Annotated in this window: 18 protein-coding genes, 2 tRNA genes and 1 rRNA gene; 17 read left to right on the top strand and 4 right to left on the bottom strand. The window is 47.6% G+C overall.

Going from position 1 to position 24,245, the window contains the following annotated elements; all coding sequences use genetic code 11:
- Positions 1-82: 82 nt before the first annotated feature.
- Genes EPV75_RS08175 through EPV75_RS08165 form a run of 3 tightly spaced genes read right to left on the bottom strand, consistent with a single transcriptional unit; the run spans position 83 to position 3,414 of the window.
- Positions 83-1,018: a lysophospholipid acyltransferase family protein gene (locus EPV75_RS08175; protein WP_128385058.1), complete on the bottom strand. Its 936-nt coding sequence runs from the start codon at positions 1,016-1,018 to the stop codon at positions 83-85.
- Positions 1,011-2,750, bottom strand: coding sequence for a lipid A export permease/ATP-binding protein MsbA (gene msbA / locus EPV75_RS08170; protein ID WP_128385057.1), 1,740 nt, complete (start codon positions 2,748-2,750; stop codon positions 1,011-1,013). Before msbA ends, EPV75_RS08175 begins: the two co-directional genes overlap by 8 nt.
- Position 2,751: 1 nt before the next feature.
- On the bottom strand, positions 2,752-3,414 hold the full coding sequence (locus tag EPV75_RS08165) for a fused DSP-PTPase phosphatase/NAD kinase-like protein (RefSeq protein ID WP_128385056.1): 663 nt from the start codon (positions 3,412-3,414) through the stop codon (positions 2,752-2,754).
- 101 nt (positions 3,415-3,515) lie between these two features.
- Here EPV75_RS08165 and rfaD point away from each other — a divergent pair, with 101 nt between their 5' ends.
- The 11 genes from rfaD (at position 3,516) to EPV75_RS08110 (ending at position 15,359) form a co-directional block, all read left to right on the top strand.
- The gene (rfaD, locus tag EPV75_RS08160; RefSeq protein WP_128385055.1) at positions 3,516-4,484 is read left to right on the top strand and encodes an ADP-glyceromanno-heptose 6-epimerase; all 969 of its coding nucleotides are present in this window, start codon (positions 3,516-3,518) and stop codon (positions 4,482-4,484) included.
- Between the two features lie 14 nt (positions 4,485-4,498).
- Positions 4,499-5,533 (top strand): lipopolysaccharide heptosyltransferase I, encoded by a 1,035-nt coding sequence (waaC, locus tag EPV75_RS08155; protein WP_128385054.1) that lies wholly within the window; start codon positions 4,499-4,501, stop codon positions 5,531-5,533.
- Entirely contained in the window at positions 5,530-6,657 is a 1,128-nt protein-coding gene (locus tag EPV75_RS08150) for a polysialyltransferase family glycosyltransferase (RefSeq protein WP_128385053.1), read from the top strand. The genes waaC (EPV75_RS08155) and EPV75_RS08150 overlap by 4 nt, the downstream gene beginning before the upstream one ends.
- 74 nt (positions 6,658-6,731) lie before the next feature.
- The gene (locus EPV75_RS08145; protein ID WP_128385052.1) at positions 6,732-7,580 is read left to right on the top strand and encodes a glycosyltransferase family 2 protein; all 849 of its coding nucleotides are present in this window, start codon (positions 6,732-6,734) and stop codon (positions 7,578-7,580) included.
- Positions 7,581-7,604: 24 nt separating this feature from the next.
- Positions 7,605-8,672, top strand: coding sequence for a hypothetical protein (locus tag EPV75_RS08140; protein WP_128385051.1), 1,068 nt, complete (start codon positions 7,605-7,607; stop codon positions 8,670-8,672).
- Positions 8,673-8,751: 79 nt separating this feature from the next.
- Positions 8,752-9,714 (top strand): polysialyltransferase family glycosyltransferase, encoded by a 963-nt coding sequence (locus EPV75_RS08135; protein WP_128385050.1) that lies wholly within the window; start codon positions 8,752-8,754, stop codon positions 9,712-9,714.
- The gene (locus EPV75_RS08130; protein ID WP_192893970.1) at positions 9,701-10,816 is read left to right on the top strand and encodes a glycosyltransferase; all 1,116 of its coding nucleotides are present in this window, start codon (positions 9,701-9,703) and stop codon (positions 10,814-10,816) included. Before EPV75_RS08135 ends, EPV75_RS08130 begins: the two co-directional genes overlap by 14 nt.
- A 20-nt stretch (positions 10,817-10,836) precedes the next feature.
- Positions 10,837-12,129: an O-antigen ligase family protein gene (locus tag EPV75_RS08125; protein WP_128385048.1), complete on the top strand. Its 1,293-nt coding sequence runs from the start codon at positions 10,837-10,839 to the stop codon at positions 12,127-12,129.
- A complete protein-coding gene (gene waaC / locus EPV75_RS08120; protein WP_128385047.1) occupies positions 12,107-13,168 on the top strand; it encodes a lipopolysaccharide heptosyltransferase I in 1,062 nt (353 codons plus the stop codon). Before EPV75_RS08125 ends, waaC (EPV75_RS08120) begins: the two co-directional genes overlap by 23 nt.
- Positions 13,169-13,176: 8 nt before the next feature.
- Positions 13,177-14,349, top strand: coding sequence for a nucleotide sugar dehydrogenase (locus EPV75_RS08115; RefSeq protein WP_128385046.1), 1,173 nt, complete (start codon positions 13,177-13,179; stop codon positions 14,347-14,349).
- The gene (locus tag EPV75_RS08110) at positions 14,349-15,359 is read left to right on the top strand and encodes an NAD-dependent epimerase (RefSeq protein WP_192893969.1); all 1,011 of its coding nucleotides are present in this window, start codon (positions 14,349-14,351) and stop codon (positions 15,357-15,359) included. The genes EPV75_RS08115 and EPV75_RS08110 overlap by 1 nt, the downstream gene beginning before the upstream one ends.
- A 24-nt stretch (positions 15,360-15,383) precedes the next feature.
- Here the strand turns inward: EPV75_RS08110 and EPV75_RS08105 are convergent, their stop codons facing one another.
- Entirely contained in the window at positions 15,384-15,782 is a 399-nt protein-coding gene (locus tag EPV75_RS08105) for a hypothetical protein (RefSeq protein ID WP_128385044.1), read from the bottom strand.
- Between the two features lie 114 nt (positions 15,783-15,896).
- On the opposite strand from EPV75_RS08105, the gene EPV75_RS08100 reads away from it, so the two are divergent.
- The 6 genes from EPV75_RS08100 (at position 15,897) to EPV75_RS08075 (ending at position 23,999) form a co-directional block, all read left to right on the top strand.
- Positions 15,897-16,475, top strand: a complete 579-nt coding sequence (locus tag EPV75_RS08100; protein ID WP_128385043.1) for a Maf family protein — start codon at positions 15,897-15,899, stop codon at positions 16,473-16,475.
- Between the two features lie 2 nt (positions 16,476-16,477).
- Complete coding sequence (rng, locus tag EPV75_RS08095; protein ID WP_128385042.1) at positions 16,478-17,950, top strand: ribonuclease G; 1,473 nt, start codon at positions 16,478-16,480, stop codon at positions 17,948-17,950.
- Positions 17,950-21,786: a YhdP family phospholipid transporter gene (locus EPV75_RS08090; RefSeq protein WP_128385041.1), complete on the top strand. Its 3,837-nt coding sequence runs from the start codon at positions 17,950-17,952 to the stop codon at positions 21,784-21,786. The genes rng and EPV75_RS08090 overlap by 1 nt, the downstream gene beginning before the upstream one ends.
- Positions 21,787-22,206: 420 nt before the next feature.
- Positions 22,207-23,762: ribosomal RNA gene (locus EPV75_RS08085) — 16S ribosomal RNA — on the top strand.
- 78 nt (positions 23,763-23,840) lie between these two features.
- Positions 23,841-23,917: transfer RNA gene (locus tag EPV75_RS08080), tRNA-Ile, on the top strand.
- 6 nt (positions 23,918-23,923) lie between these two features.
- Positions 23,924-23,999 (top strand) — tRNA-Ala (locus tag EPV75_RS08075).
- Positions 24,000-24,245: the final 246 nt, after the last annotated feature.

Here is a 24,245-nt window from a genome sequence, read left to right as displayed (position 1 = left end):
TGATGATATTATAGCATTTTTGAATGGTTAAATATCAGTGCGTCTGATGTATTCCCGTCGGCTTACGTGTTTTTCGGTAGGTCTAAAAATCTTTTCCCTTTTTCAGGCTCCACCGGTTGTGGCTCCATAGATATTGAGCGGGATTCTCCCGAATTTCGGCCTCATAAAGTGCGTGTAACCGTAGGACGTCCTGGTAGTCGTCGCCGGTCGGAAAATTCTCCAGGCCTGGCAGAATGTTCAGCTCGTAATCGGTGCCGATGCGTCGGGTGAAAACCGGTAACACTTTGGCGTTTCCAAGTTTGGCCAGTTTGCAGATTCCCGGGTTGCTGGGTGCCGGTCGGCCAAAAAACGGTACGTCGACTTTGCCCTTGGCGCGATAACGCTGATCGGGAAGAATCATCATGGCTTCACCCGCTTTTAAGGCTTTGATCATGGCTCGCGTGTCGGTATTCATGAGCGGTTTGACGGTATCTCCTTCGCCCGAGGTGAGCGTCCGGCTTTTGGTAATCAGGTATTCCATCAGTGCGTTGTCGTGTTTCCGGTAAATCGGTCGAAATTGGGTGATTTTCGACAGCATCAACCCGGTGGTCTCGAGGGTGGTGAAATGCGGTACCAGTAATAGTACGCCTTGCCCGGCCACCTTTTCCAGATTTTCCAGCCCTTTGTAATGCTGGTGAGTGCCCGTTTGATTGTTGTTTGGGCCTTTGCGGTGGTCGCCCCACAGGTTGATGCTGGTTTCAATCAAACTGATGCCAAGCGACTCGAAATGCTCTTTGACCAGTGATGCGAGGTCATTGTCGGTTTTTTCTGGAAAGGCAATGGTCAGGTTTTTGCGCACCAGGCGTCTTCGGCTCGGCGCGACGCGATAAAGCAGGCGGCCAATGGTTTTCCCAACACGGAATTTGGTTTGATAGGGGAGCCATCCGATCAAGCGAAGTAAGCCATAGCCTATCCAGATGCCCCAATACCTTGGGCATAAAAAGCTTAGCCGAAAGGTGTCTGGATGGGGGTTACTCACTTAAATTTCCTTGGGTGTACAGTTGATAGTAGATGGCGTTCAAGGCCATCAGTTCATCGTGGCTGCCTTGTTCCTGCAGGACGCCATCCTGCAGAACAACGATATTGTCGGCATTTTCAATGGTGCTGAGCCGGTGAGCGATGATAATGACCGTACGGTTTTCACGCAATGTTTCCATCGCGTCTTGAATCAGTTTTTCACTTTGATTGTCCAGTGCCGACGTGGCTTCGTCCATGATCAGGATCGGGGCGTTTTTCAGAAAGGCCCTGGCGATGGCAATGCGTTGACGTTGTCCGCCTGACAGTAAGGCGCCGTTGTCGCCGATGGTCGTATCAAGCCCTTCAGGAAGGGTTTGAATGAATTCCCAGGCATGGGCGGCTTTGGCGGCGGCGATAATGGCGGCTTCATCGAATTCATCGTGACCGTAGGCGATGTTGGCTGCTATTGTATCATTAAACAGAATGACGTTTTGGCTAACGAAGGCGATATGTTGTCGTAGGTTGTTGAGTTCGATGTCGTTGAGCGGCGTATCGTCCAGGGTGATTTGGCCGTCCGTGACGGTGTAGAAACGGGCAATTAAATTCGCCAGTGTTGATTTCCCGCTACCGGACTGGCCGACCAGTGCAGTGGTTTTTCGAGCCGGGATGGTTAAGTCTAATTCGGTGAGAGTGGGTTTGTCGGCGCTTGGGTAGGTGAAGGACACTTTTTCAAAGCGAATACGGCCGTCAATCTGCTCCAGTGTTTGGGTGCCGTTGTTGTCTTCACTGGGCGCGTCGAGAATGGCAAAGATACTTTTGGCGGCGGCCATCCCTTTTTGGACAGTGGCGTTGATGTTGGTGATGCGGCGGATCGGTTCGAAAATCAGGCCCATGGCAGTGACATAGGTGATCAAGTCCCCGGCGGTCATGGTGCCGGCATTGACCATTTGAACGGCGATGTAAACCACAATGGATAAGGCAATCGCGGCGATGACTTGCACCAACGGTACGTTCAAGGCGGAAACCTTGGTGACTTTCATGGTGTTTCGGCGAAGGGATTCAGCCGACGTTTTAAATCGGTCGAGCTCATAGGTTTCCGAACCGTATATCTTGACGTCTTGGTAGCCTTTGAGGCCTTCTTCCAGGCGATGGGTGAGCTGTCCCATGTCGTCCTGCATGTCGGTACTCGATGTTCGCATCAGTTTGCCGGCACGATCGATGAAAAACGCCACAATCGGTCCGATGACCAGCATCACTAAAGTCAGCTGCCAAGAGTAATAGATTAAGGTGGCCAGTAAGGCGAGAATGGTCAAGCTGTCGCGCGTGATGACAATCCAGGCTTCGGACAAGGCGTTACCGGTTTGTGTGACGTCGTAGGTGATTTTCGACATCATGCTACCGGTGGAGGTTTCATTGTAGTGCGATCTCGGTAGGAAGAGCATCTTGCTATAGAGCTCGGAACGAATGTTTAAAATCGCTTTTTGCGCAATCCAGGTGCTCATCACTTTACTGAAGTATTCGGCGATGCCTTTTAATATGAAGACGCCGGCCAATTGCAGTGGCAGGAGTATGAAAGAATTAGGATCTTTTTCAATCAGGCTTTCATCGACCAGGTTACCGAGGATAATGGCGCTCAGCGGTTCCATGGCGGCAATCACGGCAATGGTGATCAGGGTGATGAATATGGCCGCTTTGTAGTCACGAATGTATCGCAGCAGTCTTCCGTAGAGTGACAGCGTTTGTCGGTCGAACATATTACTCTCTTTTTAGGATGCGATTGACGACGATGTTGGCCCAACCGGCGGCGTGGAATTCTTGATTCAGTTTGGGTTTATCATAATGGTTTTCGACCCATTCGATAAAGGTGGTGTCGGGATTTTCTTTTTCAAAGGCCAGAAAGGTGTCGAAAAATACGTCGAGCTTGCCGGTGTCGGCCCAGCGAAAGTGGCCGTATTTCATGCTCAGTTCGGACAGGGCTTCCGAGATCGGCTGTTCAAGGATGAAATGTTTGTAGAAAACGCTCATCATGCCGGCCCGGTCGGCGCCGGATTTGCAGTGAATCAAAATAGGGTATTCTGCGGTTTCCAGTATCTTTTTGGCTTGCAGGATTCGATCCACATCCGGAAAGCTTCGAGATGACATCGGGTGATTGATCAGTGTAATGCCGTGTCGGTCGCAAGCTTCTTTTTCCAGTTGGTATTGGCCGGTGTTGTCGGCACGGCGCAAACTGATAATGGTGCTGATGCCATATTTTTGCTTCAATTTTTTAATGAAAGCCGGTGACGGATGGTTACTGCGGAAGGCATTTTCAGACAACCGATGAAAATTGCGGTAAAAGAATCGCAGAATTTCGTGGTCGACCAACCAGGCTTCGATGTGCGCCTTGAAGCGCCCCCATTTTGTTTGCAGTTTTTCCATGTGTCGCGTCTGTGTTTTTTGGCGCCTATTCTACCTTTTTTCGCAACTGGCGTGGGGTTAATGATAGAATTCTCATGATTTGAATTGAGAAGGAAAGATTCATGATTGTGGTCACGGGCGGCGCCGGGTTTATCGGCTCGAATATTGTCAAAGCCTTAAATGCTCAGGGGCGTAGCGACATTTTGGTGGTGGACAACCTGAAGAACGGTAAGAAGTTCATCAATATCGCGGATTGTGACATCGCCGACTACTTGGATAAAGAAGACTTTCAGTCGCGTATTTTCGCCGAAGAAGGGTTGCCGGACATTGAATGTGTGTTTCATGAAGGGGCCTGCTCGGCAACCACCGAGTGGGATGGCAAATATGTCATGGACAACAATTATGAGTACTCCAAAGACCTGCTGAATTACTGCCTGAATCGCAAGATTCCATTCTTATATGCGTCTTCGGCCGCCGTTTACGGTGACGGACCGACGTTTGTCGAAGAACGTGAATATGAAAAGCCGCTGAATGTTTACGGCTATTCCAAGTTTCAGTTCGATCAGTATGTTCGCCGCGTGCTGCCGCATGCGGAAAGTCAGGTCGCCGGGTTCCGTTATTTCAATGTGTACGGGCCGCGCGAGCAACATAAAGGTGATATGGCCAGTGTGGCGTTCAAGTTGCATAACCAGTTGCTGGCCGGAGAGCCGTTGAAATTGTTCGGTGCATACGATGGTTATGAAGCGGGTATGCAAACGCGTGATTTCGTGTATATCGACGATGTCGTGAACGTGAATCTGTGGTTTATGGAAAACCCGGAGCAGTCGGGCATTTTCAATTTGGGGCCGGCCGCGGCGGAGCCGTTTCAGAACATCGCCGAAGCGGTGATTAAATTTCACGGTCAGGGTGAAATCCAATACATTCCATTTCCCGAGCACTTGAAAGGGGCTTACCAGAGTTTTACCCAAGCGGATAATACCCGTTTGAGAAAGGCCGGTTACGATCAGCCTTTCCATTCGGTGGCTGAGGGTGTGGAGAAATATCTGACCTGGCTGTCGGAAAATCCACGTGTGTTGGATTTCGTTCGGTAAACTCGTCGAAGTCAATGCGGATACTGTTAATCAAAATGTCCTCAATGGGGGATGTCTTTCATACCTTTCCGGCCTTGAGTGATGCGCTTCAGGCCTGGCCGGATTTGCAAGTCGACTGGGTGGTGGAGGAAGGGTTTGCCGAAATTCCGCAATGGCACACGGCCGTCGATCAAGTCTTTCCCATCGCGCTGCGACGCTGGCGTAAAACCTTCTGGCAGGGGGCTACCCGCCACGAAATTCGAACGTTTTTTCAAACGATTAATCAAACCCATTATGACCTGGTGTTGGATGCGCAAGGCTTATTGAAAAGCCTCTGGGTCATGCGCAAAATTGGCAGCGGTGAGCGTGTTGGGATGGATTGGCAAAGTGTGCGTGAGCCGCTGGCCAGTTTGGGGTATCAACGAACAGTATCGGTTCCGAAGGCACAGCACGCGATCATGCGGTTGCGGCAACTGTTTTCTGCGGCCTTGGGGTATGAAGATGTTTCTGCGTCACCGGTTCAGTATCGATTGGATACCTCGAATTGGCAACGACCGGACAGCTTGCCGACCGATTTTCAAAACAGCCCTTATTATGTGTGTCTGCATGGTACCACTTGGAAAACCAAGCTTTGGCCAGAGGATTATTGGCGAGACTTGCTTGCAAAGCTCACGGCCTCCGGGCAAAAAGTGGTTTTGCCATGGGGAACTGAAGAGGAGCGCGAACGGGCTTTGCGATTGGCGAAATCCCTTAAAAACGACCAGGCCTGGGTGCCGGATTCGCCTCTGGGGTTGAATGCCATGGCTCGGCTGTTGAAGTTTGCGGACGGTATCGTGTCGGTGGACACTGGTTTGTCGCATGTGGCGGCGGCTTTGGAGACTCCGATGGTGGTGCTGTACCGGGTTACCGATCCCGAGTTGGTCGGAGCATTGGGGGCGAATGTTCACCGTTTGGCCTCTCCGTGCGCGCGCCAGTACCTGAAGCGGTTTCAATCCGACGAACAAGCCGAACAATCACTTGAACACCTCCGGCCAGACGACGTGTTAAATGCGTTGGAGAGTGTAGTGTGACAAAGGGCATCACAAAAAAAACGGCTTACTATTTGGTCTCCACGCCGCTGCATTTATTGGTTTCACTTGCCGTGGCGCTATCCCGTCGTGATGAAGAAGAGGCCAAACTCTTTTTTGTGGCACAAGAATCGGATAATCGCCGAATGGACTTCTTTCGAAAATCCATGCAGGCCTGGCAAGAATCGCCTTTTGTCGAGACCAAAATCTTTTTCCGGCCGAGCGGAAAGGGCTGGGACAAAGTTGCCAGTCGAAAACGTTTGTTTGCGGATTTGAAATCCGAAGTGGATGCTTTCCGGCCGGAACGGGTGTATGTCGGTAATGACCGGCATCTGGAGTTTCAATGGGTCATGCATCAATGTCGAGAACTGGGTGTTAACGCACAAGGCATTTATCTCGATGAAGGTTTATATACTTATGTCGGCCGTAAGGCGTCAAAACGCTTTTCAGACAGGGTCGTCGACGATTGGTTGAAGAAGTTGTTTTACGGTTTTTGGTGGCAAACACCGCCGACCATTGGTGGCAGCAAATGGATTGATGAGATGATTGTGGCTTATCCGGATTGGGTCACACCTTTGCTGAAAGAAAAAGCGGCCGAGCCCTTGCGGTCCGTTTGGTTTGAAAACGGACAATTGCAGGAAATTACCCAGGCCTGGTTGAAATCCTTTTCCATTGACCAAGAGCGCCTTGAAACCTGTCAGTTGATGCTGACTCTGCCGGAAACCAATGACATGCGTCAGGTACTCGGTTATGAGTCGGAAGCACGGGATTTACTGACCAGACTTTCTGATAAGGGCTGGCAAATTGCCGTAAAATACCATCCAAAAGATCTGGAAAATGACGTATTATCCGTGCTGTCGTTGCCCGGCGTTTTTGAAATTCCGGCCAATGTGCCGTTTGAGGTGATCCTGCCGTCGCTGCCGGAAAACTGTTTTGTGCTGGGCGATATGAGCACAACGGTTTTGACGACGCGGTTGTTTCGCCCGAATTTACAGGTGATGGTGATGCAGTTGGGGGAATCGTCCGGCCACTTCGATCAGTTCTTGGGCTTTTATGAAAAGCTGGGATTAACGCCCAAAAAATTGCCGGAATTAGTTGAGAGCCTTGGCGTAACAAAGCGTACTTAGGAGAGCGAGTGTTACTTAGAAATTTAAAGTTGTTTACCTGGCGTCAGTTTTCTGGGAAGCCGATTCGATTGGCCATGACGTACATGGTCAAAAACGAAATCGATATCATTGAAAGCAATATTCGTTTTCATGCCGCCAAGGGCGTAGATTGTTTCGTGGCGATTGATAACGGATCAACAGACGGTACGTTGGAAAAATTGCAAGCACTGGCATCGGAATTTGATTTGCATGTGATTTCACGCCCGATTACCGATTATCGCCAAAGTGATTGGCGCACGGAAATGGCCTTGATTGCACGTGAAGACATGCAGGCGGATTGGGTAATTTCCAATGATGCTGATGAATTCTGGTTGCCGAAAGAAGGGCAGGATTTGAAAACCGGGTTGACGCGCACCAAGTCCATCGTGCATTGTCCACGCTATGACATGCAGCTTGATTGCCATTCGGAAGACAAGCCGTTTTATGAGCGAGTTTACCGCACTTTGTTTCCAATCGACTATGGAAAGGGCACTGAGTTGAAACAGGACAATATGTCGGTTCAACTGAGTAAGATTCACGGCAAGGTGATGGTCAACCTGCAAGGCTTTTTACGTGCCAAGGGTGGAAATCATCGAGCCTGGCATTTGTGGAGTAAATTGAACTATGCCGAAAGCGATGTGGTGGAGGTGTTTCATTATGCCATTGGTAACCGTCATCATTTTGAAACGCATGTGGAAAACCGTAAGCCGTTGTTGAAAATCGGTGCTCGAATGGGGAACCATTACCGTCGTTGGGTGAAAATGTCGGAAGAAAACCGCTTGGATGAAGAGTGGAATCGCCTGGTTCTGGATGATGAGGCCATCCGTGTGCTGACGAAATACGGGGTGGTGGTGAAAGACGACCGAGCACGTGACGCGATTAAAGCGGTTTTATCCAGTGAATAACCGATGGATTCAAATGGGGATGTTTTGAAACACGCATTGTATTTGCCTTCAACACCGTTGAATGTATTACTGTCAGCCGCACATGCGGTTGAACAGCGACATGAGCAGTCGGCGGTGCTTTGGTTGATTGACCAAAAGCGGGTAGATGATAACCCTTATTATGAGGTGCTCCAGGCCTGGCCGGATTCGCCATTCGAGGAGATTAACCTCTTCCGTGGCACCGCAGTTGGCTGGCGGAAGCTGGCAGAACGTCGAGAAAATTTCCAACGAATGCAACAGTTGTTGGAAAGTCGTCATTTTTCGGATGTCTTGGTGGGCAGTGACCGTCGCGTGGAGTTCCAATACATTATGCACCTTCTGAGCCAAACAGGGCAGCCTCCCAAAGGCCATTATCTGGATGATGGATTGTACTCTTACGCCGGCCGGCCGTATCATCCGGTGAAAGATCGTATTAATGCGGGGTTGAAAAAACTGTTTTACGGTGCCTGGTGGCAAGAACCCTATACCATTGGTTCATCGAAATGGATCGATGATGTTTGGGTGATGGCGCCTGATTTGGTGTGTGACCCGCTTAAGGCTAAAAATTGTCACCGATTGCCGCCGACGCTTTTTACCGCGCCGGAGCTCGCCACTTTGAGTGAGGCGTTGTTGGCGCATTTTGGCGAGTCATCAGAAGATTATCGAACGCTTGATGTGGTGATATTGCTGTCGCACCCGAACAATATTCAAAAAATGCCGGGTTATGAAACCAATTTGAAAGGGATGATCGAGCATTTTGTCGGGGATAAACAGCGAATTGCGGTCAAGTATCACCCTAGAATGCCAGGCGAAGATGCCTTTGAACTCAAAGCGCTCGGGGTGGAGAAGGTGATTCCGTCCAGTATTGCATTTGAGTTTTTATTGCCGCTGTTTAAGCCGAATGCCAAGTTGTTTGGCGATGTCGGCAGTTCGTTGCTGATGGCAAAGTGGCTGAGACCGGATTTGGATGGAACGGCTATTTTGGATGAAAACAACGCCTTCCAGCGTCGTTTTTTGACGCTGTTTCAGCAGGCTGGGCTGGCTGTTAAAGCACCGGGAGATGGTTTTGTCTAATTTGTTTATTGTCAGTACGCCAAGGCATTGGCTGATCAGTGTGTTTTTACGATTGACCCGTTTTCAAGACGAACCGGCAATGATTGTATTTGAATCCGGTTTTCCACGAAAACTGGCTGAAGACGCGATTAATTTAGACTTTTTTTCGGATGTGGAAATATTGTCCGCTGGCTCCGAAAATACCCAAATTCGTACGATGGCAAACATTCTGGGGAGACGGCGTTTTAGTCACATTTTAACGGGATCCGTTAACGAACCTTTCGTGCAGTTTGGGATTCATTCGGCTAAACTTCAAAACCCGAACCTGACATCCTATTTATTGGATGATGGCTTGTTCAGTTACCAGGCGACGAGTCGAAAACCGATGTCCGTGTTACGCCTATTCAGCCGAAAACTGAAATATGGTTGGTGGTATCAAGAGCCGAATCCTCTTAAAATTAATGCGCCGTGGATAGACGGTGCATTTTTGTTTTTTCCGGAGAAATTACAAGGTGCGTTGCCGGAAAAGAATGTGCATGGCATTGATTCAAACTGGTTGTCTGTGTTGGATAGCGCGGAGGTTTTAAAAAAATTAAATGAAATTTATGGTTTGGCACCTCAGAGAGCCGATATTGATGTGGTGGTGATTTTGGATGTTTATCGAAAAGCGATTGAAACATCAGAAGACTATCCAGAGGACGTGGTGCATTTTTTGAGGGAATTGGATCAGAGCGGAAAACGGTTTTTGTTGAAATATCATCCTCGAGATAAAGCGAACGACCCATTGGAGATTCAAAAACGTTTTCCGAAACAAACGGTTTTACCGGGTGAAATCCCGTTTGAACTGTTGCTGCCGAGCTTAAATGAGGATGTAATGTTTACCGGCGACATTTCCACGACCTTGCTGGAAGCCAAGTCGTTTTTGCCCAATGCGAATGTTTCCGTTGCATTGATTGGAAGCCATGATCGGACGCCGTTACCAATTTTGCAAAATGCGAATATTAAAGCTTATCAGCGATTTTCCAATATTCCAGTCGGATACAGAAGTGATGCAGTTAACTGAAAAAACATATTGTCTTGTTATTAGCTCATTAACTGGCGGCGGTGCGGAGAAATTAAATTTGGATTTACTTCGTCGATTGCAAGAAATGGGGCATTACGCCGTTTTGATTGTGCTTGAGTCAAAGGGCGCTGACTACGACTATCACCACCATCAAAATATTTATTTTTTAGATCATGTCTTTCAGAAACCTTTTTTGGGGTTTTTGGATTATCCGTTAAAGGCAAAAGCGCTTGAAAAATTAATTGATCGGTTGGCTGTTGAGTCTGGAAAGCCATTTGATTGCGTCATTGCTTCGCTTTATGGAACACATCGTTTGTTTGCCCGTTTAACCATGTCTAATGTTTGGTATTGGGTACACTGCAATTTATCTTGTGAAGCTTATGACCAGACTTCAAAAAAGAAAACCAGACGTTATTTTCGTACCCATAGAAAAGTTTATAAGAACAAAAAGATTATCGCTGTTTCACAAGGTGTTAGGCAGGACTTGATTGAAAATTTCGACGCATCTCCAGAGAACGTTAAAGTACTGCATAATTTTTTTGACTATGAAGACATTCAAAAGCAAGCTTTCGACGTCAGAGATATAGAAGCGCTTAAAAATTTGGAGTCGCAAGGTTTTTTATTGCATATCGGCCGTTTTTCGTCCCAAAAAAGGCATGATCTTTTGTTAAAGGCTTACCGAAAGGTAAATACCGAACTGCCTTTGGTATTATTGACAAAGTCAACTCCGAAGCTAAAAGCTTTAATTGACAGTTTAGGCTTGTCTCATAGAGTTGTGATTGCCGGCTTTCAGGCAAATCCTTTTGTATGGTTGAAAGCGGCAAGGTTACTTATTTTATCGTCAGATTACGAAGGGTTTGGAAATGTGATTGTTGAGGCGCTGTCTTTAGGAACCCCTGTGGTTTCAACCGATTGTCCTTCCGGGCCTAATGAAATTTTAACGGGCGAGCTAAAAAATTATTTAGTACCAGTAGGGGATGAGTTGGCGCTGGCTAAAAGAATTGAGGAAGAGCTTCGGTTACAGCAAGCAACGCTACCCGTATTTGACAAGGAGCCGTTTTCATTTGAAAGTTTTTATAAAGGATTGCGACAGCTGTGTTAGACATAATACGAAATGATTGGGTGAAACCATTTGAAGTGTTAGGGCATGGACTTTTGATCATGTTCTTTTTTGCTCTTTTTTACAATGGGCTTGTTAGTTATGAACCTTTCTTGGTTTTGATAACGTTGTGGGTTTTGTTGGCAAAATTCGTATTTCGTATGAATGCTGGTTTGATGGGACGGGCCTATGCAGGATGGCGTATCGTATTACTTTTTTATGTGTTAATGGTTTTTTTGCCTCTAGGCCTTCATGCAACCGCTGAAAATTCACAGGAAACGTTGGCTTTTGTCAGCAAATACAGCAAGGTCCTATATTTATTGCCGTTTTTTTTCATGGTGGCTTATTTGAGAATGTCCATTAAAGACTTTAATCGATTTGCCATGGTGCTGGCATATTTGATTATTTTGATTTCTTGCTATGAGATTTATGTGCGCTTCGATAGTGATTTCGGATCGGCATCTAATCGTTTGGGTGAGTTATATTCCGAACGTGGCGAGGTGGCTTGGTTTATTGGTTCGGTTTTGATCGGGCTTGTGGGGGCAGGACTCACAGAACAGTTTTATGGTCGTCCCGCTAAGCACTATCTTTTATTGGCGGCTGTTTTGGCAATCTTGATCCTATTGACGGCGACAAGAAGTTATTGGTTATCTCTCTCCATTGCCGGAATTGTGTCCTTGCCATTTTTATTGTTACTTTTTAAGCAAACCATGACCCAAAAAATGCTGGTGTCGTCAGGTGTTGTGATTCTGCTGCTAGGCGTGTCTACTTTTGTCATTGATAACCCGATAAAATCCCGTTTCCAACAGGCGACGGTAGATTTTAATAAAATTGTTGATGGAGATTTATCTGGATCTGTTGGGCAGAGAATCTTTATGGCCCAAGTTGCCGTAGACGGTATTAAACAAATGCCATGGCAGGGATTGGGGGAACAAAATTTCTTGGCTTATAAAGAGCGTCTTTTTCAAGAACATCAGTCAGATTCAAATGCTTTTTTATATCAGCAAATCATAAGTTATCAGCATATCCATAATCAATTTTTGATGGATTACTGGATGAAAGGCATTTTGGGATTGTTGGCATTACTGGGAATCCTTTTGAGTTCTTTTTGGATTTTTAGGAGGGGTGTGGTTTATTCAATTCCAGAGTCATTTATGTTTAACTTGGGGAGTATTGCCTTTTTAGTTTCTTCTATTGTTTTCTTTTTGTTTGGCGCTGTGCTGACATATTCACATGGTATTGTCTTTTTTACATTCTGGCTGACTTTGCTGGTATTGATTTCGTTGCGTTCCTATGAAGAAAATTCTCATTCTTAAACCCTCTTCGTTTGGAGATATCGTTCATGTGTTTGCCGCTGTTGCGGATGTCATAAGAAAACGGCAGGATGTGGAAGTCCATTGGTTAGTCGACGATCAATATCATGATATTCCAAAGTGGAGTCGTCATGTCGATAGGGTCTTCGCAATCAATCGCAAGCGTTTGAGAAGGTTTGACTCTTTTACGTTTGGAATGTTTTCAAGATTTGTTATACAAAAACTGAAACGGGAAAACTACGATTTAATTTTGGATTTTTATTTTGGCTGGCAGGATGCTAAGCTCGTTCAAAAAATCGGCGCGCCGTTTGTTGGGCCTACTCGTTCCATGTTGGAGGTCATGAAAGATGACCCGCGTATTGCTGGGCTGTATGCTAGGACGGTTGATTTTGACCCGACACTACCGTCTGTTTTATTTTACAGAACTCTCATGGCAAAAGCTGTAGGCTATGAACTGGACACTCTTCGTCTCAAGTATGACGTGGATTTATCCCATAGTAATTCTGGTGTTAGTTTTCAGGGACCATATGTAGTGTTTGTGCACTCGACAAGTGGAGCGGCTAAAAATTGGCCGTTAGAGTATTGGGAACGCTTGGCAGAGTTCTTTATCGCCGACGGAGTTACCGTGGTGTTACCCTGGGGCTCAGAAGAGGAAAAAGTTCGAGCGCAAAAAATTGTGAATGGACGGCCGGAGATTGTATTGCTTCCTGGAATGACTTTGAAAGCGTTGGCTGTTTTAATCACGGAGTCAGTAGGCGTTATTGGTGGTGATACGGGGTTGACGCATATCGCTTCGATTCTGGCCGTGCCGACCGTGAGAATCTTTGGAGCAACCAGCTCAAATGCTGCAGTACCTTCAAACGAGGCGATTGATTTGTGTTCCTCGTTAGGCTGTTCTCCATGTATGAATCGCAACTCTTGTGAACGTAATGATATTGAAACGTTTAGCGTGTATCCTCCGTGCTATGAGAGCATTGCGCCCGAGAAGGTGTTTTTATCGTTTAAACAAGCGCAACAGTTGAGTGTTGCGGCATTGAGGTGAGAAAAAGTATGAAAATTGCCGTGGCCGGTACTGGCTATGTTGGGTTGTCCTTAGCCGTGTTATTGTCGCAGAATCATGAAGTGGTGGCGTTGGACATTGTTAAAGAAAAAGTCGATTTACTCAACCACAAAAAATCACCTATTGTCGATGCTGAGATCGAAGAGTTTTTGCTGAACAAAGAGTTGAACTTTTCTGCGACCCTGGATGCGGAAAAGGCTTACCGGGGCGCGGAGTTTGTCATTATCGCAACGCCGACCGACTATGATACGGAAACCAATACGTTCAATACGCGTTCGGTTGAAGCCGTAATTGCGGATGTGGTTCGAATCAACCCTAAAGCGGTGATGATCATCAAATCGACGATTCCGGTCGGTTATACGCAATCGGTCAAAGAAAAATTCAATACCGATAAGATTGTGTTTTCGCCGGAGTTCTTGCGTGAGGGCAAAGCGCTTTACGATAACTTATATCCATCGCGCATTATTGTGGGTGAAGAATCCGAGCGCGCGGAACGCTTTGCGCAATTGCTTGTCGAGGGCGCGGCTAAGCCTGCCGAAGAGATTCCGGTTTTATTTACCCATTCCACGGAAGCGGAAGCGGTGAAACTGTTTTCAAATACGTATCTGGCGATGCGGGTCGCTTACTTTAATGAGTTGGACACCTATTGTGAAACGCATGGTCTCAGTACGCGCCAGGTGATTGAAGGGGTGGGGTTAGACCCGCGCATTGGCAGTCATTACAACAATCCTTCGTTCGGTTATGGCGGCTATTGTTTGCCGAAGGATACCAAGCAACTATTGGCCAATTACGACCAGGTTCCCAATAATTTGATTAAGGCGATTGTCGATTCCAATACGACCCGAAAGGATTTTATTGCAGACTCGATTATTCGTAAGCAGCCTAAAGTCGTCGGAATTTACCGCTTGGTGATGAAAGCCGGCTCGGATAATTTCCGCGCGTCCGCCATCCAGGGCGTGATGAAACGGATTAAAGCCAAAGGGATTGAGGTGGTCGTCTATGAGCCGGTGCTGACGGAAGACAGCTTTTTTAACTCGCAAGTGGTGTCATCCTTGGAGGAGTTTAAAGCCATGTCGGACATCGTGCTGGCCAATCGTATTACCGATGAGATTAAAGATGTGTGTGATAAAGTTTACACACGCGATTTATTTGGACAGGATTGATGAAAGTATTGGTGACCGGTGCAGCCGGGTTTATTGGTTTCTATGTGACGCTGGATTTATTGAAGAAAGGCCATGAGGTCGTCGGACTGGATAACCTGAATGATTATTATGATCCAGCGTTGAAGCGTGCGCGCTTGGCTGAAATCGAGCGCTTCTGTGCCGAACAGTCGGTTTTGGAGGCATTTGAATTTGTGGAAATCGATATTGCCGACCGAGCGGAGACTCAAGCACTATTTGACGCCCAAGCTTTCGATCGAGTGATTCACCTGGCCGCTCAGGCTGGGGTGCGTTATTCAATTGAAAATCCGCATGCTTATGTGGATTCCAATCTGGTCGGTTTTGTGAACATTCTGGAAGGTTGTCGCCACCAGAAAACGGCGCACTTGGTTTATGCGTCTTCAAGTTCGGTGTACGGCATGAATACCAAAATCCCATTTTCAACCGACGACCGGGTGGACTTCCCCATTTCCCTTTATGCCGCGACAAAAAAATCCAACGAGTTGATGGCGCATACGTATAGCCATTTGTATGGTATTCCAACGACCGGGTTGCGGTTCTTCACCGTCTATGGCCCTTGGGGGCGCCCGGATATGGCGTATTTTTCGTTTACCCGCAAGATATTAGCGGGGGAGACCATTGATGTGTTTAACCATGGCCAAATGGAGCGGGATTTTACCTATATCGATGACATCGTTGAAGGCGTTGTGCGGGTGATGGATCATATTCCGGTGATGCATCAATCGGACATCACCACGGCGCAAGCGCCTTATAAAATCTACAATATCGGTAATAATCAACCGATTACCTTACAGCGCTTTATCCAAGCGATTGAAGCGGCGACGGGGAAAAAATCCATTCAAAATCAGTTGCCGATGCAAGCAGGTGATGTGCCGAGAACCTATGCAGATGTGTCGGATTTGATGGCCGATGTCGGTTTTAAACCGGCGACGGAAATTGAAGCGGGCATTGAGCATTTTGTACGCTGGTATCGTGATTTTTACCAGGCCTGACGGTCCGGGTTTCTGTTGCAACTCTTAAGCTTGGGCAAAATAGGGTTCCAAGCACGTTTTAAACCGCTCAATCACCGACACGTCTTCTTTTAAATCCAACCCCCAGATCGTTTCCGGCCAGGCCTGGTCGTTTTGATTTCTCATGACCAGGTGAATGTGGTAATAGGGGAGTTTATTGCCGATTTTGGCGATGTTGTAGTGTTCGCCAAACCCTTCCGATCTCAAATATTCCGCCAGCGCAACCATTTTGGCATAAAGCTGCCCGGCATAGTCTGGGGTAACCGGTCGGTTTGGAATGAATTGCAACCAGGGAATTTCCGTACTTTCACACATGATTGCATAATCGCTGTTCTGATAGAGGAAGTGGTTTTCAAATTTATCTTCAAGGTTTTCCGGCGAATGGTCTGTAATGATAATATCCATGGATAAACTCCCTCAGTAATCTTACGAAAGCGTTAGAATAAGTGTAATTTAATGGCTAATCATATCCGATATTTCGTCGCGGTTGCGCCGAGAATTGAGTGCTTTGAGAGATTTATGAGTAAGAAAGTGTATTTGGCGTCGTCTTCACCGAGACGGCGAGAACTATTGGAACAAATCGGGGTGGACTTCGAACTGGTTGACGCGCCGGTTGAGGAAACCTTTTTGCCCAATGAAAGCCCCGAGTCGTTTGTGATTCGGATGGCGGTTGAGAAAGCTTTCTCCGGTTTTAATAAAGTGCCGGAAAAGAAGGCTTGGGTGATTGGTAGCGATACGGTGGTGCTCAAAGACGGCAAGCTTTTTGGAAAACCCCGCCATAAAATGGATGCTCAACGAATGATGAGGACGTTATCCGATGCTCCGTATGATGTGTTAAGCGCTGTGTCGGTGGTGTACGATGGCCGTATTTTGTCGAAATTATCGCGAAGTGAGGTAACGTTTCGACCCATTTCCGACGCGGAGTTCGAGGCCTATTGGCAAACCGGGGAACCGGAAGGGAAAGCGGGTGGTTACGCTATTCAAGGGCTTGGCGCTAAATTTATCTCGCAGTTGCACGGCAGTTACTCCGGCGTAATGGGGTTACCCTTATACGAATTGGATCAATTGCTGATCGAATCAGGATTTTATGTGGAATAAACATGTATAACGAAGAAAAAATATTGGTGAATGTGACGCCATCCGAGACCCGGGTCGCTTGGGTCGAGAACGGTGCTTTGCAAGAAGTGTGGATTGAACGGGCCAACAAACGGGGGTTGGTCGGTAATATCTACATTGGCAAAGTCGATCGGGTGTTGCCGGGCATGCAAGCCGCTTTTGTTGATATCGGACTGGAGCGGACGGCCTTTTTGCATGTGTCGGATATTTGCAAACGTTCCATCGGCAAGCAGGCCGATGAAGATTGTGAAGACATTGCAAAATTCCTGCATGCCGGGCAGCAGGTGATGGTTCAGGTCGTCAAAGACCCCATCAGTTCGAAAGGTGCACGTTTGACGATGCAGGTCACAATACCTTCTCGTATGTTGGTGTATATGCCGGACGAAAAGATGATTGGCGTATCGCAGAAAATTGAAGACCCGGAAGAGCGGGATCGGTTGCGGGAAGTCATTGGCTCGATTCCCGAAGTGCAGGACTCAGAGGGTGGTTACATCGTTCGAACCGTCGCCGAAGGCGCGGATTTTCATGAGATGCGAGCAGACCTGGTGTATCTGCAACGTCTGTGGAAGTCGATACAGGACAAAGCCAAAAAAGCCAGAAAATCGGCATTGATTTATGAGGATTTGCCGCTGTATCTGCATATCTTGCGTGATGTGCCGATTGATCGAATTGAAAAAATTCGAGTGGATTCGTCGGAAACCTACAAGAAAATGGTCGAGTTTTCGGAAAGCTATGTGATGGATTTGTCTGATAAGCTTGGACTCTACTCCGGCGAGCGACCCATCTTCGATTTGTACAATATTGAAAACGAAATTCAGCAGGCTTTGGAAAAGCGCGTCGAGTTGAAGTCCGGTGGTTACCTCATTATCGATCAAACCGAAGCCATGACCACCATTGACGTCAATACCGGCGGGTTTGTCGGCCATAAGAATCTGGAAGAAACCATTTATCGCACCAATCTGGAGGCGACGCAAGCCATTGCACGTCAGTTGCGGTTGCGTAACCTGGGCGGAATCATCATTCTGGACTTGATTGATATGGATGATGCCGAACATAAATCGGTGGTGTATTCGGCTTTGCAGCGCGAGTTAGCGCGTGACCGGGTCAAAACCTCAATTACCGAAATTTCCAATCTCGGCTTGGTCGAGATGACCCGTAAGCGAACGCGCGAAAGCCTGGAAAGGGTGTTGTGTGAACCGTGTCCGATGTGTAATGGCCGCGGTACCGTGAAAACACCTGAAACCATTGCCTTTGAAGTGTTTCGAGAAATCACGCGCATGGCGAAATCGTTTGATGCCGATTTTTATCGTGTCATTGCATCCGAACCTGTGGTTTCCTATATTCTGGACGAAGCGTCCAGTAATGTCGCGGAGCTGGAAACGTTCTTAAATAAAAATATTCGGTTCCAGGCCGAGAGTGGTTACTTTATCGAGCAGTTTGATGTGGTGATTTCCTGATGTTGAGACGTCTTCAACAGCTATTGTTTTTTTTACTGGCCCTGTTTGTCGTTTATTTGCTGGTGGTCAGGCTGTTGATTACGTGGGTGCAATACGCGCCCAACCAGTTCTTCTCTTACATCGAAAAGCTCAATGACGCGCAAATTCAAGTCGAGCGCATTGACGTCGAACAAAATTGGCTGGGGCTCAAGTTTGATATCCGGCAACTTCGTTATCGTGATGCGGACGTCACCGCTGCTTTGCAGGAAGCTAAAGGCGATTTCAATATTTTTTCGCCTTTTATTTACGATGTCAGTTATGGTCAGAAGCTCCAAGTGACCGGCCTGAAACTTGCCTTTTCCGATACGGCTTTGAATCAACCGGGGGCTCAACCCCGTTCCTTTCAATTGGATTCCTTGAATATTCCATTTTCAAAGTTATGGCGGGCAATGACGTTAAAAGACATCGTCTTTGACGTTCCAGTGGAAAATGATACCAGTGGCCAGGTCGCGATTGAAAATTTTCAAACTTATCGAGGGTTGAAATGGTCGTTTGGCGGCGTGGCCAGTTTGGTCAGCCCGCAAGGTGATGTGTCGCGCATGCAAATGAAAGGGGATTTCGCCACCGACAGTTGGGGGCGTTTGGCTGAAGGGGAAATGAACACCAACCTGCTTACCCCTTTGATTCTGGAAAGCCTATATCAAATGATGCCCCAGGCCTGGTCGAAAAAGTTACCGACCGGCGAATTGCTTGGTGATTTGAAACTTCAGATGCGTCGTGGGCAATTATCGAAGTTGAACGTGACAACCAGTGCGCAAGATTTGGTGTGGCCACAAAATGATGAGCTTTTGCCGAAAAGCATTGGCTTGGCGTTGAACTGGACGGCGGAGAATCAGTTTAAAGGCGATGCCTTGGAAAATTGGCGCTTTGAGGTGGAACGCATTCGTTTGGGACGCCGTTATGTGCAGAGTGTTTCACCGATTTTTGTGAGTTTGTCCGACAATAGAACGCTGACGTTTGAAGCCCAAAAGTTGAATTTCCAAGTCGTCAAACCCTTGTTCAACGTGCTGATGGCGAACCTGAATTACGAAGGGTTTGGCGATAACCTGGAAGCGCTCGAACTGCAAAACGTGAACGGTTCCGTGGATTTGAATAAACTCGCCTTGTCGTCGTTGACGTTACAGGTTCCGAGTTTGGATTTACCGGAAAATGAAAACCTCCCAGGCCTGGCACTGAAAAATCTTTTTGTCGAAAAGCGTGGCGAAGATGTCTGGTTGAAAACCGATTTCCCCATCGAGTGGACCATCTCTATGGTGCACGATAAACCGATTCAAATGCAGTTACCTAAAGGGTTCCACTTCCAGTTTCTGGACGGCTTAAAAGGTTGGTCCGTGCCGAAAGCCGATTTTACTTTGGACGGTATGCCGGTCCGGGTAACCGCCAAGGGGGACTTTGAAGGCCAAGTGGACGGCCGTGTCGACATCGAGCCAAAACAGTTGAGTTTTGTGAAGCAGTATCTGCCTTATAAGTTAATGACGCCGGATTTGGAAAAATGGTTGAAAACGGCACTGGTTTCCGGTGATCAAGTCTCGGCGAACCTGGTGGTGAAAGGTGATTTAAACGATTTTCCGTTCAAAGACGGGCAAGGCATCTTTAAAGCAACGGGCGTGGTGCACAACACCGTATTGAAGTTTCAACCGGATTGGCCGGCGGTGGAAAAGTTCACCGCGCACTTGATGTTTACGCCTTATGATTTACGAATTTCCGCCGACAAGGCGATGCTTCAAAATGCTGAAGCCCGGAATGTGGTGGTGGATATCAATCACCTGGATACGAAAAACATTGCCGTGCAAATTGCCGGGCAGGCCGAAGCGTCGGCGACTGACGCCAAGCGTTTCGTGCTGAGTTCGCCGTTGGCGAAAATGGTCGGTATTGACGATTTTTTGAAAGAGGATGTCAAGATGGCGGGGCGCGTTTCCGTATCCTTGCCGAAAATTTGGATTCCGGTACACGGTTATGCCAAGCAAGAAGAGACCGTTGATGGCACCATTCAATTTCATGGCGTGGAAGCAACTTTGTTTGACCGTTTCACCTTTAAAAAGTTGACAGGGCCTTTGGCGTTTACGGAAAAAAGTGTCGACTCAAAAGGCATGACGGCCGAATTCGGAAACGGCCCGGCGAACCTTCAAGTCAATACGCAGCAAAAAGTGGCTCGCATCAAGGCCTCCGGTGAGGCGCATTATCAGGAAGCGTTGTATTCGGGCGACTTACCTTGGCAAGTGGAGATTGCGATTCCATTTGAGGATGGCAAATTTCCGAACGTTAATGCGCGTTTGGACTTGAGTACGATGAAAAGTGCTTTGCCGGCGCCGTTCAGTGAAGTGGCGCTGGCTGATGGAGGTCAGCGACCTAAAACTTTGGAAGCGCAGTTGACCTTGCAGGATAAAAAACAACTGGCGATTTCCGCTTCGGTGGATTCTTTTCTGACACTGAAAGGCCTGTATTCGACGCAGGATTCGGTGTTGCAACGTTTAGCCATTGCCTTTAATGAATCGCCATTGGCTTTAAAGAAAGATGGATGGCGTGTGAACGGGCACTTTAATCGACTGGATGTGGCCGGCTGGCAGCAGGCCTGGCCAAAAATAAAACAAGCTTGGTTCCCGGAGGACGGTGGTGGGGAGAAGGTTTCAGGCGAAGTGAAAAATGAAACGACGCATTGGTTGCCGTCGGCGATACGGTTTAAAACCGTTGATGTCTCAGATTATCATTTGAAAGACGTCACCGTTAGTTGGGAGTCGGTGGCCGGTTCGCCTTACGTTCGATCACAAATTCATAATCAGAATATGGATATGGTGATTAATCAAACGGCTCCGAACGATTACAGCGTGGCACTGGATAAATTGAAGCTGAAGGTCGATGCCAAGGCACCCGAAGAAACACGTGTGGAAGCACCGTGCCCGAAATCGGAGATCAAGTCGCAAGAAAATACCAAGATTACGTTCCAAGGTAAAAACATTCAAATTAATGATCGTTATTTGGCCCGAGCCGATTTTGTACTGCTGGATAATGCCTCGGAAATGTTGGTCAATGACATCGTGGTGCAACCGACGCAATTGAAAGAACCCTTTAAAGGAACTTTCCGTTATGACAAAGCCGAAAACAAAAGTTTTCTCAAGGCGTCGATTGACAGTCGTAATGCGGAAGCATTGGTAGAATTTATCGGGGTGCGAAAAGGTTTCAAAGGGGATAAAGCCTGGATTGAAGCCAATTTGCAATGGCCGGGTAATTATCCGTGTTTTTCAAGAGCACGCTTAACGGGCGATCTGGCGTTTGAGTTTAAAGACGGTGTGATCAAAGATGCCGAACCAGGCCTGGCGAGAATTTTGGGGTTACTCAGTTTTGAGTCGTTGGCGCGGCGTTTAAAGCTGAATATCCAAGATGTGACCGATGCCGGATTGGCTTACGATGACATTAAAGGCAAGGGCACTTTTAATCAGGGTACGTTTGCGTTGCGTGAGTTGAATCTGAAAGCGCCCGCGGCCAAGGCACAAGTCACCGGTGAAATCGATTTGGTTAAAAACGAATTGGATTTGTCGGCTCGAATCACGCCTGCGGTCGGCAGCACCTTACCCGCGATTGCTGCTATCAGTGGAGTGGCGACGCCTTTAGCGGGTCTCGCGGCTTATGCCTTAATGAAAATTGTGCCAATTGTGAATGAAGACTTGGTGACTTATCGCTATGAAGTGACCGGTACCTTCCAGGATCCAAAGATCAAAGACAAAGGGCTTAACCTGGAACCGCTTAATTTAGAGCAACCGTCCAAAGGGAAAACCAACTCGATTTTGGACATGGAATAAATTTTTTTCAAAAAAGATGCAAAAAGCTATTGCAAAAAACTGGAGAGGCTATAGAATACGCATCTCTTTCACGGAGACGCCAAAACAACACTGTAAAGGGAGTTGAATTGAGCGGAAACGGGGAAGAAAAAAAAGCGTAAAAAAAGCTTGACGGAAATAAAATCAAGCGCCTATAATACGCGGCTTACCGAGACAGGGTGCGGCGCACTGAGTTGAGGAAAAGCAAGACCAAGAGTTCTTTAAAAATCAGGTAATTCAGAGATAATTTATGTGGAAGTTGCTTAGGTAAGTGGCTGTCCAAAAATAAATATCTCGACAACTATGTATATGGTTAATCACATTTATGTGAAACATGTACCTGTTAATTTCGAGTGTTTAATTCGTGCAGACAAGCACACAAAAAAATCGAGTAAAAAGATTAAACTGAAGAGTTTGATCCTGGCTCAGAATGAACGCTGGCGGCAGGCCTAACACATGCAAGTCGAACGGAAACGACAAGAACAAACTCTTCGGAGGGCGATCTTGGGCGTCGAGTGGCGGACGGGTGAGTAACGCGTGGGAATCTACCCTTTAGTTGGGGACAACATATGGAAACGTATGCTAATACCGAATATGCTCTACGGAGTAAAGGTGGCCTCTACTTGTAAGCTATCGCTAAAGGATGAGCCCGCGTTAGATTAGCTAGTTGGTGGGGTAAAGGCCTACCAAGGCGACGATCTATAGCTGGTTTGAGAGGATGATCAGCCACACTGGGACTGAGACACGGCCCAGACTCCTACGGGAGGCAGCAGTGGGGAATATTGCACAATGAGGGAAACCTTGATGCAGCCATGCCGCGTGTGTGAAGAAGGCCCGAGGGTTGTAAAGCACTTTCAATTGTGAGGAAAGGTTAGTCGCTAATATCGGCTAGCTGTGACGTTAACTTTAGAAGAAGCACCGGCTAACTCTGTGCCAGCAGCCGCGGTAATACAGAGGGTGCAAGCGTTATTCGGAATTACTGGGCGTAAAGCGCGCGTAGGCGGACTGTTAAGTCGGTTGTGAAAGCCCTGGGCTCAACCTAGGAATTGCATCCGATACTGGCAATCTAGAGTTTAGGAGAGGGAAGTGGAATTCCTGGTGTAGCAGTGAAATGCGTAGATATCAGGAGGAACATCAGTGGCGAAGGCGACTTCCTGGCCTAAAACTGACGCTGAGGTGCGAAAGCGTGGGTAGCGAACGGGATTAGATACCCCGGTAGTCCACGCCGTAAACGATGTCAACTAGCTGTTGGCCTTATTAAAAAGGTTAGTAGCGTAGCTAACGCGCTAAGTTGACCGCCTGGGGAGTACGGTCGCAAGATTAAAACTCAAAGGAATTGACGGGGGCCCGCACAAGCGGTGGAGCATGTGGTTTAATTCGATGCAACGCGAAGAACCTTACCATCCCTTGACATCCTGCGAACTTTCTAGAGATAGATTGGTGCCTTCGGGAACGCAGTGACAGGTGCTGCATGGCTGTCGTCAGCTCGTGTCGTGAGATGTTGGGTTAAGTCCCGCAACGAGCGCAACCCTTATCTTTAGTTGCTACCATTTAGTTGAGAACTCTAAAGAGACTGCCGGTGATAAACCGGAGGAAGGCGGGGACGACGTCAAGTCATCATGGCCCTTATGGGATGGGCTACACACGTGCTACAATGGGGGGTACAAAGAGCAGCTAGCTGGCGACAGTGCGCGAATCTCATAAAACCTCTCGTAGTCCGGATCGGAGTCTGCAACTCGACTCCGTGAAGTCGGAATCGCTAGTAATCGTGAATCAGAATGTCACGGTGAATACGTTCCCGGGCCTTGTACACACCGCCCGTCACACCATGGGAGTGGGTTGCAAAAGAAGTGGGTAGTCTAACCTTCGGGAGGGCGCTCACCACTTTGTGATTCATGACTGGGGTGAAGTCGTAACAAGGTAGCCCTAGCGGAAGCTGGGGCTGGATCACCTCCTTTAAGACAAAGACGGCCGCGAGCCTAAGTTAGCTTTCACATAAATTGTCTCTGAATTACTGAGAAAAACGAGAACGACCTGGGTCTGTAGCTCAGTTGGTTAGAGCGCACCCCTGATAAGGGTGAGGTCGGTGGTTCAAATCCACCCAGACCCACCAATGAATGGGGCTATAGCTCAGCTGGGAGAGCGCCTGCCTTGCACGCAGGAGGTCTGCGGTTCGATCCCGCATAGCTCCACCACTACACCTGTGAATAGGTTCTGCTTTAACTAAAAGACAAAGCAGAGGTTATTCACAGTCGTATTGGTGACAATAGACTGAAAAGTAGACCTTTAACAATTAGGAAAAATCTCTAAGTGACTGTCGAGCGTCATGTTTGGTTTAACAATATTGAAAAGTTAAATTGAAAGGACGCACGACAGTGTAGTTAGAAACATACAGAATACCGACATATTCTGTATGACCGGCATTCAAGCAACTCCAACAG

Source organism: Hydrogenovibrio thermophilus (genome assembly GCF_004028275.1).
Classification (GTDB): domain Bacteria; phylum Pseudomonadota; class Gammaproteobacteria; order Thiomicrospirales; family Thiomicrospiraceae; genus Hydrogenovibrio; species Hydrogenovibrio thermophilus.
Note: the sequence above shows the minus strand (reverse complement) of the source record. Positions and strands in the feature narration are given on the sequence as shown.